This is a genomic window from Streptomyces sp. BHT-5-2, assembly GCF_019774615.1.
Lineage (GTDB): Bacteria > Actinomycetota > Actinomycetes > Streptomycetales > Streptomycetaceae > Streptomyces.
Genome location: NZ_CP081496.1, coordinates 3,192,106 through 3,207,047, shown reverse-complemented (window position 1 = coordinate 3,207,047; position 14,942 = coordinate 3,192,106). Strand labels below are relative to the sequence as shown.

The window sequence follows — 14,942 nt, the reverse complement described above, 5'->3', positions numbered from 1 at the left end:
CCTGTGGGCCTTCGTTGTGTCCGAAAGCCGCTGCTCACGACCTGTCTACCTGGTGCCACTCCTGGCGGCACTATTGAGGAACGGGTGCTCGCACACCATGCCGCTGCGCGAGCGCCCCGAACCATGTGTGTGTCACGGGCGGATGACTTGGAAGATATCGACCTTGTCGTTCCAGTTCCCGCCACCCGGGTACTCAAGGTTGGCGAGGTTGGAGTAGCGCGCGGGGGCGGTGAGGTCGCGCTGACGGTTGTGCAGCAAACCCGACCGGAGGTCCCAGATCCTGGCGCGGCCGTAGTTGGGCGTCCAGTTTCCGACGAAGTAGAAGACCGAACTCAGCCTGTCGCGGAATCCCCACTCTTTGAGGTCATGATTTCCATTGCTGCTGAGCCGGACGACCTTTCCCTTGTAGTTGGCGTGGTCGTAGAGGCACCAGAGGTCGGCGAAGCAATTAGCGGGAATAGGTGACGCGTACAACGTGGGAGAGTTCAGGGTCTTTTGGCGGGTCGAGGCGGGAAGAGCGGGATCAGCCAGTGCCTCCTCATCCGTGTCGTAGCAGTGCACCTTCCCGTTGGGAAGTTCGGTGCAACTGGTGGCACCTTCCCAGTCCTTGGCAAGGTTGATCTGCCGCCCCTGGTATTCGGCGATCACCGGCTTGGACGGCTTTGCCCCCGGTGTGGGGCTGTCTGTTGCTGTTGTGGCAGGGGCCGTGGTGGGCTCATCAGCCTGTGCAACCGGGCCGGATGTGAACAGGAATGCGCCGGCTGAGACAGCGGCCAGGAGGGTTCTGGCAACATGCTTGGATATCAAGGATTGTGCTCCGGTGTGGTGTCAAGGTTGTGCAGACGGGTTCCGTCAGAGCCGTACACGTTGAGTACGTACCCCCCATCGAGACGGATGCCTTCCCGCGTCAGGAACGACGCCAGGCCGGCGGCGAAGCGGTCGATGACCTCGTCGTAGTTCTTCCTGTGGGTCCACACGCTCAGCACGAGTACGCCCTTGGCGTTCTTCGCGTGGTCGATACCGTAAACCCCCGCGTCTCCGCCGGCCTTGCGGTATCGGCTGGCCAGTCCCGTGCCGGTTTGCGAGGGGGTTGCGGTGGTGGTCGGCGGCCCTGATGGACGAGCATCGCCAGCCACATCACATCCCGTGAGCAGAACAGCGGCAGCGAGAAACAGAACAGGCAGGATGCGCTTCATCACGCCAATGTTCTCGGCCTTTCGGCGCCCGGAGGGCAACAACGGGTCAACAACCCGCCTCGCCCCTTGCCCGGGACCCTCACTCCAGGAGCGGATGCTGCGCACCATCTCGACAGCCATAGCCGCGTCTTCCCTTCGACGATCAGAGCTCTGTGGAACCCGACGTTCAGTCAGATCGCTACGACCGTAGGTGAAGCAGGTGCGGCACCCAACCAGTCAATTAGGTCCATATATCCACGAAAGCGTGTAGATGTTGATTGTTCCCCTATGTGGCTCGTCACGGTTGTGTCATCAGCGAACACGAACCCATAACGGATCAAGAACAAACCTTCCCTATGGAAGGTTTTCACCTCGCGATGAGGACTGTGGCGTGCCGGCTCCGGCACGCCACAGTCGGCTTGAATGGTCCCGTTGGTAGTCCAGGTACTGAAGGTGTGCGGCGGGAAGTCGTGCGGCCGGCAACGCCAAGGGATCCCTGTCCGATTGACGTAGAGGATTGCGTTGAGGACTTCGCGCAGGTCGGTGACCTTGCCGCCGAGGAGGTCGCTCGGATAGGACTTGCGGGGCTGCTCTGTCGTCATAACAGCACTGATACGGCAGGGTGTTGCAGTGGGTTATCGCTCGTCGGAGTGACCTGAAGCGGGTGTTCCTGGCAAATTCGAACCGGACAGGCCGGTGAGGCCGCGGGCGATGAGCGAGCGCAGGAAGGCGACCCGGCCAGCGCCGTCCTCGGCGGTGGCGACGTCGATGCCGAGGATCTCGCGGTGGCCATCGGCGTTGACGCCGACCGCGATGAGGGCGTGGACGTTGATGATGCGGCCGCCTTCGCGGACCTTCTGGGTCAGTGCGTCAACGAGCTCCCTGTGAAGGCTCAGCTCGCCCCACACTTCGCTGCGACAGGTAACCGGCGGATCAGGTAGGGAGGGCCCCGTCGTCGGCCTGTCGACCTGCCGTTTTTCACGCCCGCCGTCTTTGAGACCATGTATGGAGCGGCAAAACGCCTTAGACGAGGAGAAGTGAGTTGTTGTTCAAGAAGACCAAGGGTGACCGCAAGGATTTTGCCCTCAGGTACTACATGCGTTCCAAGGGCCGCAGGAAGACCGGATGGCGGTTTAACGGGGGCAAGATGTCCGACGAGGAGACCGCGGCGGCGGTTGCAGCGACGGTGGCTGCGGCTTCCACCACTGTGATCAGCTGACCCGCGACGCACTGGCTGCCTGCCCTTGTCGGGCAGCCAGCCAGTGCGTCGCGGGTCTCCAGTACTACAGCAGCGGATCCACAAGCACTGCATCGGCGTGATGCCCCCTACAACCAACGGGGAGTCCCGTCGGCCGCCTTCGCGGACCTCGATGAACACCGTCGCCCAGGCCCTGGCCCAGCTCCGCCGAGATCTCGGACTCGCGGCCGCCGACGAGGACGACGACCAGGACCAGGCCGTCACCCTGCCGGCCCCGATCCGCCGGCCCCGCGCTCGCCGTGGCCTCGGCCCCGCGTACCAGGGCCTGCGGATTCCGCCGGGGCCGTACCGCGTCCGGGCGGTAGACGAGTAGCGTCGACACCAGAGCGACGAGGAGGTCACCGTGACCGCAAAGGCCGACCACCAGGCCGACCGGCCCGGCTTCAACCCGCCCATGAGCACGCTCGCCGAGCTGCGCGAGGCACTGTCGACGTGGTGCTTCCCCGGCGACCGCCAGCGGTTCGAGGAAGAACTCGACGCCCTCGACCTCGACGACCTCACGAAGGTGCGCGAGCTCACCCAGGCGTACCGGCACCGGGTCCTGCTCCGCTACGACCCGGAGGGCATGACCGCGCTCGCCCGCTCGACGGACGACGTCGAGGCCGAGCTCCGGCAGCGGCTCAGGGGGGCCGGCGACCGGTGAGCCACGCGTTCTACTCCTTCGCCGTCCTTTGCGAGTTCAGCCGGTCCGAGCAGTCCGCCGTCGAGTCCGTGCGCCGAGCACTCGAGGGCGACCCCGAGCAGGGCCGGGGGCTCCCGGACGCCGATCCGCGCTCGGAGCCGTAGGTCGTCGAGTTGCTTCCGAGCAGACCGGCGGCTGCGGGATCAGCGTGGTGTACCGCTACTCCCAGGACGTCCTCATCGCCCCTGGGAGGGGTACCAACATGACGGGGGGAGGGCAGTGCCTCCGGCATCGGAGTCCTCATCGCCCCTGGGAGGGGTACCAACGTGCAGTTGGACAGGACGCAGACCGGCAGGTGCCGGCGCCCTCCTCGTCCCTGGGAGGGGTTACGGTGTGGACGGTCACGTAATTCGGCTCAGTCGCTGATCTTGTGATCGGGGGTCATGCTCGCTGGAGGATGCGAATCCGGAGGAGGTCGAAGTTAGCCCGGCCGTATCCGTCCCTTTTGATCCGTTTGACTTGCGTGTTCTGACCCTCGACCTGGCCGGAGCTCCAGGAGCTGGACAGGCCGGCGATGACGGCGTCCTGGTCCCGGCGCAGACCGTTGACCAGGGAGTGCAGTGCGGGGAGGTCGTCGTGTTCGACGCGTTCCATCCAGGCGGGGAGTTCGCTGCCCGTCTTGTCCCGCATCATCGTGGCGAAGTCGCGGACGTGCTGGGTGACTGCATCCAGTTCGGGACAGCCGGCACGGATTTCCTTGAGCGCGAGGGCGTCCTCGTCCGGGAGGTTGCCGGGGTTCGTCGTGATCCGTCGGACGATACGGCGGGGGCGCGGTGCCACACGGGGCGCTGGCGGTGCGGTGGCGGAGGACTTGAAGGGACGCAGGTAGCGTCGGGTGGTCTGGATGCTGCCTGGGAACCCCAACGCCCCGATTTCTGCGTGGAGTTGTGCGCTGTCCCGGCAGCCCTCGTTCCACCGCTGGTGGAGGTGGGCCGTGTACGGGTCGAGGATGCTTGCTCGGTTCGTCGCTTTGACGAGCAGTTCGTCGATGCTGGTGGCGCGGGCGAAGCGGCGCACGGTGGACCGGTCCAGCCGCAGCGTCCGGCAGATGCCCTCCAGCGAACTGCCGTCGGCCAGAAGTTGCTGTACGGCGGTGTACCGCTCCTTCGTCCGGATCACCAGGCGGCGCTCGCGCCCGCAGGCATCGAGCGTGGAGGCAGCTACGGGTGGCGGCAACTGCCAGATATCGTCTCCGGGCGGCGGGCTCGCCGGTACGGAGGTCGCGAACACGGTCCGGACGCAGGCATGATGGGTACCGACGGTCTTCTCCACCGCTTCACCCAGATTCCTCCACAAATGCCAGCCGTCGGCAATCTGTGACGCCTGCGGGGCGCCGGAGCGGGCTCCCTCGGCATAGGCCCCGCCGCGGTCCCTACAAACGATCTCCACCTCGGGGTGGTCGCGGAGCCACGCGGCCAGCGGCTCGGCCTCGCGCCCCGGCAGCACGTCGACGGGCCGCCGCTGCTCCAGATCCACCAAGATCGTCGAGTACGAGTCGCCCTTGCACATGGCGAAATCGTCAACCCCCAACACCCGAATCTGCCCCACCGGTTCCTCGGGAAGGGCCCGGAGCAGGCGTAACAGCGTGTCCTTCGCCACTGGCATCCCCAGGACCGCCGCGAGCCGGCTCCCCGGCCGCCCGGCCAGAGCCACCGCGATGCTGGTCAGCATCCCCCGCAGCAGCGGGGTGAAGCGGGCGTGCGGGCTGGTCAGCCCGGTCACCTGCTCGACGAACGTCACGGCCGCGCAGGCCGTGTTGAGGCACCGGAACCGGCGCACCAGCAGCTCGATCACCACCCGGGCACCGCTGATCGCCGCATCCGACAACCGCCGCAGATACCGGCCATGCACCCGGCTGGACGCACGGCCGCAGTGCGGGCACCGTCCATCGGCCGCACGCACGCGGGCATGCATGGTGATCGCGCCGACCGACCGCTCCACCAACTCCACCACGACACCGGCCAGATGAGGAACAAGCGCCTCAAGACTTCGCGAAGTACACGCGAACCATGATCACAGTCGCGCCACCTGGAGATCACCCGATCACAAGATCAGTGACTGAGCCCGTAATTCCCCATGGCTGACGTCACGTAGTTGGCCAATTGGTCGCCTGTGCAGGCTGCGTCGTGTTCCGTCGCCGTAATCTGGTTGAGGGCCATGATGGGTCCGTGGACACTGTCGCGGTGTACTCAGACGCTGATGCTGCTGCGTTGTATGACTTGCTGAACCCGTGGGATCCGGAGCGATGGTCCGGCGACGCGTTCTATGCCGAGTTGGTGATGGCCGCAGGCTCAGTGCTGGACGTCGGCTGCGGCACCGGATCGATGCTGCGCTGGTCGCGCGAGCACGGTCATGTCGGGCGTCTCGTGGGCCTTGATCCGGACCCCGCTGCCCTCGCCCGCGCCCGGCGGCGTGCCGATATCGAGTGGATCGACGGCATGGCGGCTGGCGCGAAGTGGGAAGCTGAATTCGACCTTGCGACGATGACCGGCCACGCGTTTCAGTTCCTGGTCACTGACGACGATGTCCGTGCTTCGCTCGGCGCGATCCGTGCCGCACTGCGCGAGGGCGGCAGGTTCGCTTTCGAGACCCGCCATCCGCGGGCGCGAGCCTGGGAGGCATGGAATCCGTCGAACGCAACGGACATCACCGACGCGGCCGGCCGGATCCTGCGTGTTTGGCATGAGGTCGAGGCCGTCGTCGACGGTGCGGTCACGTTCACCGGGACGACCGCTGATCCCTATGGCACCGTGTTGCGTGTCGACCGGGCCAGCCTGCGCTTCCTGGATGTCCTGGCACTCGACGCGTTCCTGGCCGAGGCGGGCTTCGAGGTCGAGGCCCGTTATGGTGACTGGCAGCGCGGACCCGTCACCCCGGTGAGCCAGGAGATCATTACCCTCGCCCGCCGACCGTAGGCGGGGCAGATCCCCTGCAGCGGCGGGGGATCGGGGCGCGGGTCCGGGCAGCGCGTCTGCTAGGCGGTGTCTTCAAATGATCTCGAGTGGTGGATCATGGTCGGGTGATACGTCGTCATGAACTGTCGGATGCGGAGTGGGAGTTCGTCCGGCCGCTGTTGCCGGAGTCCTTGCGGGGGCGGAAGCGGTTGGATGACCGCACCGTGCTCAACGGGATCGTGTGGAGGTTCCGGACGGGGGTGGCCTGGCGGGATGTGCCCGAGCGGTGCGGCCTGTGGGCGACGCTGCACACCCGCTTCCGCCGATGGGCGCTGGACGGCACGTTCGAGCGAATGCTGCGGGCCGCGCAGACGAGGGCGGACGCGGCGGGGGACGTCGACTGTCTGGTGTCGGTCGACTCCACCGTTGTCCGCGCTCGCCAGCACGCAGCCGGGGCCCGAAAAGGGGGCTCCGCAGCCCGGCACTCGGACGGTCCGGAGGTGGTCTGACCAGCAAGATTCACCTGGCCTGCGACGCTGTCGGCTGCCCGCTCGCCTTCACCGTCACGAGCGGCAACACCAACGACTGCACCCGGTTCACCGCGGTGGAGGCGATACGGGTGCCCTGGCCTGGCCCTGGACGGCCACGAATCCGGCCTGCCCACGTGCGGGGAGACAAGGGCTACAGTTCCCGGGCCATCCGGACCTGGCTCAGACGGCAGGGCATCGCCCACACCATCCCCGAACGGGCCGCCCAGATCCGCAACCGGCTCCGGCGTGGCAGTCGAGGAGGACGCCCGCCCGCCTTCGACAAAGGGCTCTACAAACTGCGCAACGTGGTCGAACGCTGCTTCAACCGCTTGAAGCAATGGCGCGGCATCGCCACCCGCTACGACAAGACCACCGAGTCCTATCAGGCAGCCGTCACCCTCGCCTCGCTCCTGATGTGGGCGTGACATTTGAAGACAACTCCTAGGCGTCCCCGTCGACCACCTCCTCGGCACCCTCTGCGAGGGGCACGCGCCCCCGGCCGGCACCGCCGAATAACCCCCACGGTCCAACTCCGGCGGATCACCCGATCCAGCAACCCCTTGCGGACGCGTGTACGTAGATTCGAACGTGTTTGCATGGAGATTGGTCCGTATGCGGGACCGCGGCGGCACTGACACCGTGTTCCCGGCGCGCCTCCTGTCACCTTCACGGACATGCGCTCCACCACTACCTCATCCGGCCGCCGATGGGACGGCACCCCCGTCCGACCACATCACCGCCCGCGTGCCCTGCGCGTCGCTGCGGACAGCCCCAGCCGGCTCCTGTGCTCCGCCCAGCCCAGCCGTTGCCGCGACTGCGGCAACCGCATCAACTGGCACACACGCACCAACCACAACCCCATCAGCCTCCACCCGCACGAGGTACCCGCGGCCGGCGTCCCCGCCCCATACCGCTGGCATGTCAGCTCCGGCATCGCCCACCCCGCACACGACGGCACCCCCTGGTGCCGCATCCCCCACACCGCCCTCTGCCCCACCCACCCCACCGACGAGCCCCTCACCCCGAAGCTCACCGAACTACGCCGCCGCCTGGCCCTATACACCCGACACCTCATCGACACCGGCGCCTTCATCCCACAATCCACCCAACCCATCACACCAACACGGCCGACTGCCTGCCGACCAGCAAGGCCGGTGGTGCAACTGCTCTACTGCCGCTACCTCGCCCCCACCCCCCTCGACAACATCCAGTGCGTCGCCCAGACCCGTCAACGCCACCGATGCACCCACCCTGTCCTCTCCCCACAAGCACCAGCGGGAACCTGGACACTCACGCCCGCGACACCACACCGCGGACAACTTGCCTTTCCCACCTCACAGATGGCCCTCTACAACCTCAACCACCTGCCCTACCCAGAACAGCTGCGCTGGCGCGCCCAACGATGCCCCCTCCACGCCGCCCCCTCACAGGCACCAGACCTGGCGCTGGCCGAATGGGAAGTCTTCGACCCCCTCCTGCACCACACCCACATCCACACCCGACTGCCTACCGCCACCCGACGCCGCCGTTCCGCAGCCGACCGATAGCACCACGTGCCCCCTCCACGCCCGCACCCGCCACCGACCAGACGGAACCCACGTGCTCAACCCCACCGACGAACAGACAGCAGCAGCCGACGCCTTCCACGCCGGCGACCACCTGGTCCTCTAAGCCGGCGCCGGCACCGGCAAAACCACCACCCTGGCCCTCCTCGCCCACGGCACCCAACGCTGCGGCCGCTACCTCGCCTACAACCGCGCCATTGCTCAAGACACCGCCACCCGCTTCCCCGCCACCGTCACCTGCAAGACCGCACACGCCATGGCCTACGCCGCCCTCGGCCACCGCTTCGCCCGCCGCCTGGGCGGCCCCCGCCAACCCAGCTGGCGCACAGGACCGGCCCTCGGCATCACCAAACCCCTGCGCATCGGCGACCACGACATCAGCACCCGCACCCTGTCCAACACCACCCTGCGCACCGTCACCCGCTTCTGCCGCTCCGCCGACGACCACCTGGACTCCCACCACGTGCCCCGCTTGCGCGGACTGGAAGACGACGCCCTGCACACCCAGTTCGCCCGGACCATCGTGCCCTTCGCCCGCAAGGCATGGGCCGACCTGCAACACCCCGAGGACGGAGTGGTCCGCTTCGACCACGACCACTACCTCAAGATCTGGGCTCTCACCCACCCACAGATCGCCGCCGAATTCCTGCTCCTGGACGAGGCCCAGGACACCAATCCCGTCGTCGAGCAGATCTTCACCGCCCAACGCGACCACGCCCAGCTGGTGATGGTCGGCGACTCCGCCCAGGCCATCTACCACTGGCGCGGCGCCCGCGACGTCATGACCGGATTCGAAGGCACAGCTCTGGCCCTGTCCCAGTCCTTCCGCTTCGGCCCCCGCCTGGCAGCCGAGGCGAACCGGTGGCTGGCCGTCGCCGATGCCCCGATCCGCCTGAGCGGCACCGAGATCGTGCCCACGGAAGTAGGGCCAGTGGACCGCGCGGATGCGGTGCTGTGCCGCACCAACGTCGGCGCCATGGCCACCGTCATGGACCTGCTGGCCACCAGAGCCAGAGTGGCCCTGGTCGGAGGAGGAGAGAGCCTGCAGGCCCTGGCGCTTGCCGCCCGCGACCTCAAGGAGGGCCGCCGCACCGCACACCCGGAACTGGTGCTGTTCACCTGCTGGGGCGAGGTCCAGGACTACGCCGCCCACGACCCGGCCGGCCGTGACCTCCAGCCCCTGGTCGACCTCGTCGACACCCATGGCACTGACGCTCTTCTGGCCGCCATCGCTCGCATTCAGCCCGAGGAGCAGGCGGAGGTGACCGTCTCCACAGCTCACAAGGCCAAAGGCCGCGAATGGCCCTGCGTCCGCATCGCCAACGACTTCACCCCGCCCGAAGACACCGAAGAACACGACGCGAGCGGCCGCCCCCTTCCCGGCCCCATCGACGAGAGCGAAGCTCGCCTGGCCTACGCCGCCATCACCTGCGCCCGCCAACACCTCGACCTGGGCGGCCTGTCCTGGATCAACGATCACCCTGACGGACGCCCATCATGAGCATGCGGCACACGCTTCCCAAGACCGTTATGGTGCCTGCCCACTCGTCCGCGCGCTGATCCACGACGGCAGTGGGATCCGCATTGTAGGGGTGGAAGGCCGACGGCTGGCAGACATATCTCGGGTCCGGGAAGCGGCGATGCTCGCGGGCTCCGGCGATACCACCGCAGCATCCGGCCAGGGTGCCGAGGCGTAAGAGAGCGCGGTGATGACTGACGCCATCTGCCAGGCGGACTGTACCGACTGGCGTCTACGCGGTCATGGCACCGGCGAGGCGGAGGTCCGAGTGGTCGGCGAGGATGCGCTGGTGGAGTCTCTCAACCGCAGACCCGGGTTCGACTCCGTATGCCTCGGCGAGGAGCTTTCGCAGCCGGCGGTACGCGTCGCATGCCTCAATTCGCCTTCCGCTGCGGTACAGGGCCGTCATGAGTTGTTCCACGACACGTTCCTGAGGCGGATCCATTGAGGCGCGGGCCCGTAGCTCCGGTATGAGTTCTCGGTGCTCCCCGAGGTGAAGCCGGGCATCGACAAGTCCCTCGGCCACCAACTGCCGTTCTTCATCCAGTTCCATGACGAGAGGCCAGACGTCAGGAGAGTCGGGGACGTCGGTGAGCACTGGCCCGCGCCACAGGTCCGCCGCCTGTCGTAGCAGCCTGCCTGCCGCCGCGTAGTCGCTGGCGGACAGAGCCTCGCGGCCGCGGGAGGAGAGGTCCCTGAACTCCGCCAGATCCAATTCCCCGGTGCGGACCTCGATCAGGTAGCCGGCGGGGACGGTTCGTACCCTGTCGGCTGCGGAGCCCAAGGCCCGGCGCAGCGCGGCGATGTGGGTCCGGAGGGTGCTGCCGGCCATAGGGCGTGTGCCCTGCGACAGCCACTCGCACAGTTTGGTCTCTGGGACCGGTCCATCCTGGAGCAGCAGCGCGGTCAGGAGCTGTCGGACCCTTCCGCGTGGCAGCGCCACCGCGGCGCCGTCGTCTCCTACGACGCGTAATGGTCCGGTGACTTCGAATCGCATAGGGCCCCCTCTGATTGAAGATCAGTCGCGTCTCGGGCATACCTTATGGCCGGACCCAAGGTTATTCATAGACTAGAGTTCAAGAATTTTCGGACAGCTTCCGTCGTGATCGATGTGGTGTTGTGTCGTGCCTGGCCGGGCCAGCATTCCGGGTGACCGGTATGTATCGCACTCAAGGGAGGGGCCTTGCTCCGCGCTGCTGAAGTGTGTGTCCCTCATCAAATCAGGCCCAGTTGAAGGGAGTTGTGACTAGAGTTCAGCTCGAAGCAAGCCTGGAGGCCAAACTTGACCCGCGGTGCAAATTTGGCCTGAGTTAGCACCAAATCGCTGCCCAGGCAGCGCTGACATCGACGGGGTGAGCAAGGATGATCACGGGACAGGCGCCTGCCAGAGGATCGGCGGAAGACGCCGTCGCTGTAATCGGAATGGGCTGCCGCTTCCCTCAAGCGGAGAGCGTGGATCAGTACTGGCGGCTACTCACCGACCAGGTGGACGCCATCACGGAGGTCCCGGGCGATCGCTTCGACATCGCGGAGCACTACGACCCGTCGCCAGGAACGCCAGGGAAGACCGTCTCCCGTTACGGGGGCTTCCTCGAGTCTCCCTTCCACTTCGATGCCGCGTTCTTCGGCATCTCCCCACTTGAGGCCACCGGCATGGATCCCCAGCAACGTCTCCTGCTACAAGTGACCTGGGAAGCGCTGGAACATGCCGGTATCCGGCCGTCGTCCCTGGCGGGAAGCCGTACTGGGGTCTTCGTCGGCCAGGCAACGGCAGAGTACGGCGAGATATCCGCGCGTACGGCCGACACCGATGTGCGGGAGGCCGCAGGGAACAGACTGCGTGCGGTCACCGCCGGACGCGTTTCGTACACCTTCGACCTGCAGGGACCGAGCCTCGTACTCGACACCGCGTGCTCGTCGTCCCTCGTCGCGGTGCACACCGCCAGGCGCAGCCTTCTCACCGCGGACTGCGACCTCGCAATAGCGGCCGGCGTCAACATCGTGCTGTCGGCCACCGACGCGGTGGCCTACTCACAAGGGTCCATGCTGGCCCCCGACGGGCGGTGCAAGTTCGGCGATGCCAGGGCCGACGGGTTCGTGCGTAGCGACGGCATCGGTGCGGTCGTCCTCAAGCGGTTGGTGGACGCTGAGCGTGACGGTGATCCCGTCCTCGCGGTACTCAGGGGAAGCGCGGTCGTCAACGACGGGCGCGGTAGCGGACTGCTGCTCAAGCCCGCTGCCTCCGGCCAAGTTGCGGCCATGTGGGAGGCCTGCATCTCTGCCGGGATCACTCCAGGTCAACTCGACTATGTCGAGGCACACGGCACCGGGACCCGGGTCGGAGATCTGGCCGAGCTACAGGGACTGGCGGATGCCGTGGCAGGAGAGCGTACTCCTGAACGGCCCCTGCGAGTCGGCTCAGTGAAGACCAACATAGGGCACACGGAAGCCGCAGCGGGCATCGCGGGACTCATCAAGGCGGTGCTCGTGGCCCGGCATCGGCTCGTCCCCGGCTCACTTCACCTCACCACGCCCAACCCGGCCTTGGCGGACGGTCTGCCAGTCGAGGTCGTACGAGGTACCGCAGAGCTGACGCCGACGGGGGATGCGGCTGTGGTGGGAGTCAGCTCCTTCGGTATTGCCGGGACCAACGCCCACGTGATCGTGGGGGAGTACACCGGCGGGCAGGCAGAGGTGTCCGTCGTCCCGGCGCCTTCGGAGACGCCCTACCTCCTTGTCCTGAGCGCACGCTCCATGAAGTCCCTGCGCCGTTTGGCACAGTCGTACGCCTCCTACCTGGAGCCGGGTGGCAAGGGGCGGTCACTTTCCCTGGCTGACGTCTGCGCCACCGCTGCGGCCCGCCGTGATCACCATGCCTGTCGACTGTGGGTGGTCGGCGGCACCGCGGACGAACTCGCCGACCGACTGCGTGCCCTCTCCGAAGGAGGAGAGATCGCCGACGGCGGCATCGCCGAGTGCGGCTTCGAGGGGCCCAGGCGCATTGCATTCGTCTTCCCCGGCCAGGGCTCGCAGTGGCTGGGCATGGGCCGCAGGCTGCTCGCGGAGTCAACTGCGTTTCGTGCTGCGATGTCGGCCTGCGACCGGGCCGTGGTGGCCGAGAGTGGTTGGTCGCCGCTGGAGATTCTCACCCGAGGACGGGAGGAGGATCTGGCGGAAATGGACATCGTCCAGCCGCTTCTGTGGGCGGTGCAGATCAGTCTGGCGGCACACTGGCGGCAGCTGGGAGTCCGGCCCGACCTGTGCATCGGACACAGCATGGGCGAAGCGGCGGCAGCGTATGTGTGCGGTGCCTTGCCCCTTGCCGACTCGGCGGCCGTCATCTGCCGCAGGAGCCGGCTGATGAAGCGGCTGGCTGGACGCGGGGCCATGTTGGCGGTGGGACTGTCGGCCCCGGATGCCCTTCGGGTGGCAGACCGATATGGACCCGCGGTGTGTGTAGCCGCAAAGAACGCGCCCCAGGCCACCGTTCTCGCTGGTGACCCCGAGGTGCTCGGCAGGATCGAGGAAGAACTCGTCGCCGCAGGGGAGACGGCACGTAGGGTGAAGGTGAGCGTCGCCTCCCATTCACCCGATATGGACCTGATACGCGACGACCTCTGCGCGGCCCTCGCCGATCTCGCGCCGGCGGCTGTTCAGTCACCGATGCTGTCGACCGTTACCGGTGCCCTGGTGCAGGGCGAGGAACTCTCGGGCGCCTACTGGGTGGACAACCTCAGAAAGACGGTTCGCTTCGTCGACGCCGTGCGCACCGCGGCGATGCAAGAAGACACCGTCTTCATCGAGCTCAGCCCGCATCCTGTGCTGACGCACGCCGTCGAGGAGACACTCGCTGCGGCAGAGGCCGGAGGATGGGCCGTCCCGTCCATGATGCGTGACCAGGACGACACACTCGTGATGGCCCGCGCGCTTGGCAGGCTCTACTCCCACGGTGGTGACATCGACTGGAATCTCTGGGCTGGCGACAAGGCCCGTCCGGTTCCTCTTCCCGGCTATGTCTGGGACGACAGGCCGTTCCGGAGCAGAACGGAGGCATCCGGTCTCACCGAGGTACGAACCGTAGCGCTCGATAGCCCCAGCGTGCCGGTCTCCTTGCAGGGACTCGCTCCCACGCCGCCTGCCATGATCATGAATGCTGCCCTCGACACCGTCACGGAGATGACCGGGCAGCGGTTCGCGCTGGAAAACACGCGGCTCGAAGCGGTCTCCCCGCCACTCCACGAAGACGCGGAGATCCGCGTTCGCGTGGCCGTGGACGCCCCCGACAGCGACGGCAGCCGGTCGGTGACCATGGAGTCGCTCGAAGGCGCCGCGTGTGTCACCACGCTCCGGGCGACCGGGCGCCTTCGGCCCATGACCGGCGAGCGACCCCTGGACGCCAGCAAGGACATCAACATGGCTCTCGCCCGTTGCCGTTCCTATCTGGCTCCCGAAGCCTTCCGGCAGTTGACCCTGCGATGGGGATACGACAAGGAAGAGGGCTCCCTCCCGATCACCCAACTGTGGGCGCGCTCCGGGGAGTCCGTCGCCTGGCTCCGCTTCCCCCAGACCCCCTCCTACGCAGACCTGGAGTCCGGACTGCTGCCGCTGCTGGCCGCCCTGCCGCAGGCACACGCAGGCACCAGTGTCTACATTCCGACTGTCTTCTCTCGCGTCGCCTTCCACGGGCGCCTCACCGCTCAGATGTGGAGCATGACTCGCTTCACACAGGTACGAGGCCGGCCGCCGAGGGGCGATGTCCGGCTGCTGGGGCCGGAGGGGCACCTCCTCGCCGAATTCCAGGGCATCCTGCTGCGCAGGTTGGACACGGGCGGACCACACAGCCGTGGGCGGATCGGCTCCGCGCTGGCTGCATTGCTTTCCCGGGGAATGTGCCCCGACCGCGGGCCCCAGCGGTATCGCGTGACTCCGGCGCTGCCGGCCCCCCACACGCCGATCCGCGTTCCGGCACAGCGGACAGCGTCACTGCCGCAGCAGCCGGCCGGCGTGCGGGATACCGAGGCACCGGCACAAACCTTGCTGCGTTGCCTGGCTGCCATCATGCACAGCGCGCCGCAGGAGATCGAGGTGCGCCGGCCGCTGCGGGACCAGGGGCTCGACTCCTTGATGGCCATGCGGCTCCATAAGCTCCTGCTGGCCGAGGCCGGTGTGAAGATCGCCGTCGGACGTTTGCTGAGCGATGTAACCGTGGCGCAGCTCATGGACGAGCTTTCTCCCACTCTCGCCAGATCACCGGCATGAGACCGCGGACCGGCCGTGTGAGTGCGTGCCGTGCGGCAAGCCGCGGCCGGGTGCGTCGCC

The 14,942-nt window shown here is 67.2% G+C and carries 11 protein-coding genes and 4 pseudogenes; 9 read left to right on the top strand and 6 right to left on the bottom strand.

Going from position 1 to position 14,942, the window contains the following annotated elements; all coding sequences use genetic code 11:
• Nucleotides 1–132: 132 nt before the first annotated feature.
• From K2224_RS14275 to K2224_RS14260, 4 genes and pseudogenes are all read right to left on the bottom strand, one after another.
• Nucleotides 133–807 carry a peptidase inhibitor family I36 protein gene (locus tag K2224_RS14275; RefSeq protein ID WP_221906922.1) on the bottom strand — a complete coding sequence of 225 codons (675 nt, stop codon included), beginning with the start codon at nt 805–807 and terminating at the stop codon, nt 133–135.
• Nucleotides 804–1,316, bottom strand: coding sequence for a hypothetical protein (locus K2224_RS14270; RefSeq protein WP_221906921.1), 513 nt, complete (start codon nt 1,314–1,316; stop codon nt 804–806). Before K2224_RS14270 ends, K2224_RS14275 begins: the two co-directional genes overlap by 4 nt.
• A gap of 287 nt (nt 1,317–1,603) precedes the next feature.
• Nucleotides 1,604–1,777, bottom strand: a pseudogene (locus K2224_RS14265) (transposase); the annotation flags it as partial.
• 87 nt (nt 1,778–1,864) lie between these two features.
• Nucleotides 1,865–2,047, bottom strand: a pseudogene (locus K2224_RS14260) (transposase); the annotation flags it as partial.
• Between the two features lie 173 nt (nt 2,048–2,220).
• Between K2224_RS14260 and K2224_RS14255 the strand changes: the two are divergent.
• The 4 genes from K2224_RS14255 (at nt 2,221) to K2224_RS14240 (ending at nt 3,219) form a co-directional block, all read left to right on the top strand.
• The gene (locus K2224_RS14255; RefSeq protein ID WP_221906920.1) at nt 2,221–2,394 is read left to right on the top strand and encodes a hypothetical protein; all 174 of its coding nucleotides are present in this window, start codon (nt 2,221–2,223) and stop codon (nt 2,392–2,394) included.
• Between the two features lie 151 nt (nt 2,395–2,545).
• Nucleotides 2,546–2,746 carry a hypothetical protein gene (locus tag K2224_RS14250; RefSeq protein ID WP_221906919.1) on the top strand — a complete coding sequence of 67 codons (201 nt, stop codon included), beginning with the start codon at nt 2,546–2,548 and terminating at the stop codon, nt 2,744–2,746.
• 30 nt (nt 2,747–2,776) lie between these two features.
• On the top strand, nt 2,777–3,076 hold the full coding sequence (locus K2224_RS14245; RefSeq protein WP_221906918.1) for a hypothetical protein: 300 nt from the start codon (nt 2,777–2,779) through the stop codon (nt 3,074–3,076).
• Nucleotides 3,073–3,219 (top strand): hypothetical protein, encoded by a 147-nt coding sequence (locus K2224_RS14240; RefSeq protein ID WP_260692612.1) that lies wholly within the window; start codon nt 3,073–3,075, stop codon nt 3,217–3,219. The genes K2224_RS14245 and K2224_RS14240 overlap by 4 nt, the downstream gene beginning before the upstream one ends.
• A gap of 277 nt (nt 3,220–3,496) precedes the next feature.
• Here K2224_RS14240 and K2224_RS14235 read toward each other — a convergent pair whose 3' ends face one another.
• Nucleotides 3,497–5,029 carry an ISL3 family transposase gene (locus K2224_RS14235; RefSeq protein ID WP_260693455.1) on the bottom strand — a complete coding sequence of 511 codons (1,533 nt, stop codon included), beginning with the start codon at nt 5,027–5,029 and terminating at the stop codon, nt 3,497–3,499.
• A gap of 254 nt (nt 5,030–5,283) precedes the next feature.
• On the opposite strand from K2224_RS14235, the gene K2224_RS14230 reads away from it, so the two are divergent.
• From K2224_RS14230 to K2224_RS14215, 4 genes and pseudogenes are all read left to right on the top strand, one after another.
• On the top strand, nt 5,284–6,030 hold the full coding sequence (locus K2224_RS14230) for a bifunctional 2-polyprenyl-6-hydroxyphenol methylase/3-demethylubiquinol 3-O-methyltransferase UbiG (RefSeq protein WP_260692611.1): 747 nt from the start codon (nt 5,284–5,286) through the stop codon (nt 6,028–6,030).
• Nucleotides 6,031–6,134: 104 nt separating this feature from the next.
• Nucleotides 6,135–6,964: pseudogene (locus K2224_RS14225) on the top strand (IS5 family transposase).
• 249 nt (nt 6,965–7,213) lie between these two features.
• Nucleotides 7,214–8,086: a DUF6083 domain-containing protein gene (locus K2224_RS14220; RefSeq protein ID WP_221906916.1), complete on the top strand. Its 873-nt coding sequence runs from the start codon at nt 7,214–7,216 to the stop codon at nt 8,084–8,086.
• A gap of 52 nt (nt 8,087–8,138) precedes the next feature.
• Nucleotides 8,139–9,605, top strand: a pseudogene (locus K2224_RS14215) (UvrD-helicase domain-containing protein).
• A gap of 250 nt (nt 9,606–9,855) precedes the next feature.
• Here the strand turns inward: K2224_RS14215 and K2224_RS14210 are convergent.
• Nucleotides 9,856–10,620, bottom strand: coding sequence for an AfsR/SARP family transcriptional regulator (locus tag K2224_RS14210; protein WP_221906915.1), 765 nt, complete (start codon nt 10,618–10,620; stop codon nt 9,856–9,858).
• 365 nt (nt 10,621–10,985) lie between these two features.
• Between K2224_RS14210 and K2224_RS14205 the strand changes: the two genes are divergently transcribed.
• Entirely contained in the window at nt 10,986–14,882 is a 3,897-nt protein-coding gene (locus K2224_RS14205) for a type I polyketide synthase (RefSeq protein WP_221906914.1), read from the top strand.
• The last annotated feature ends 60 nt before the right edge of the window (nt 14,883–14,942 follow it).

What these genes read in the sequence shown, in the direction of transcription:
- K2224_RS14270 (WP_221906921.1), bottom strand. Translation starts at nt 1,316, where the DNA reads ATGGCTGTCGAGATGGTGCGCAGCATCCGCTCCTGGAGTGAGGGTCCC.
- K2224_RS14250 (WP_221906919.1), top strand. Translation starts at nt 2,546, where the DNA reads ATGAACACCGTCGCCCAGGCCCTGGCCCAGCTCCGCCGAGATCTCGGA.
- K2224_RS14235 (WP_260693455.1), bottom strand. Translation starts at nt 5,029, where the DNA reads ATGCATGCCCGCGTGCGTGCGGCCGATGGACGGTGCCCGCACTGCGGC.
- K2224_RS14220 (WP_221906916.1), top strand. Translation starts at nt 7,214, where the DNA reads ATGCGCTCCACCACTACCTCATCCGGCCGCCGATGGGACGGCACCCCC.
- K2224_RS14210 (WP_221906915.1), bottom strand. Translation starts at nt 10,620, where the DNA reads ATGCGATTCGAAGTCACCGGACCATTACGCGTCGTAGGAGACGACGGC.
- K2224_RS14205 (WP_221906914.1), top strand. Translation starts at nt 10,986, where the DNA reads ATGATCACGGGACAGGCGCCTGCCAGAGGATCGGCGGAAGACGCCGTC.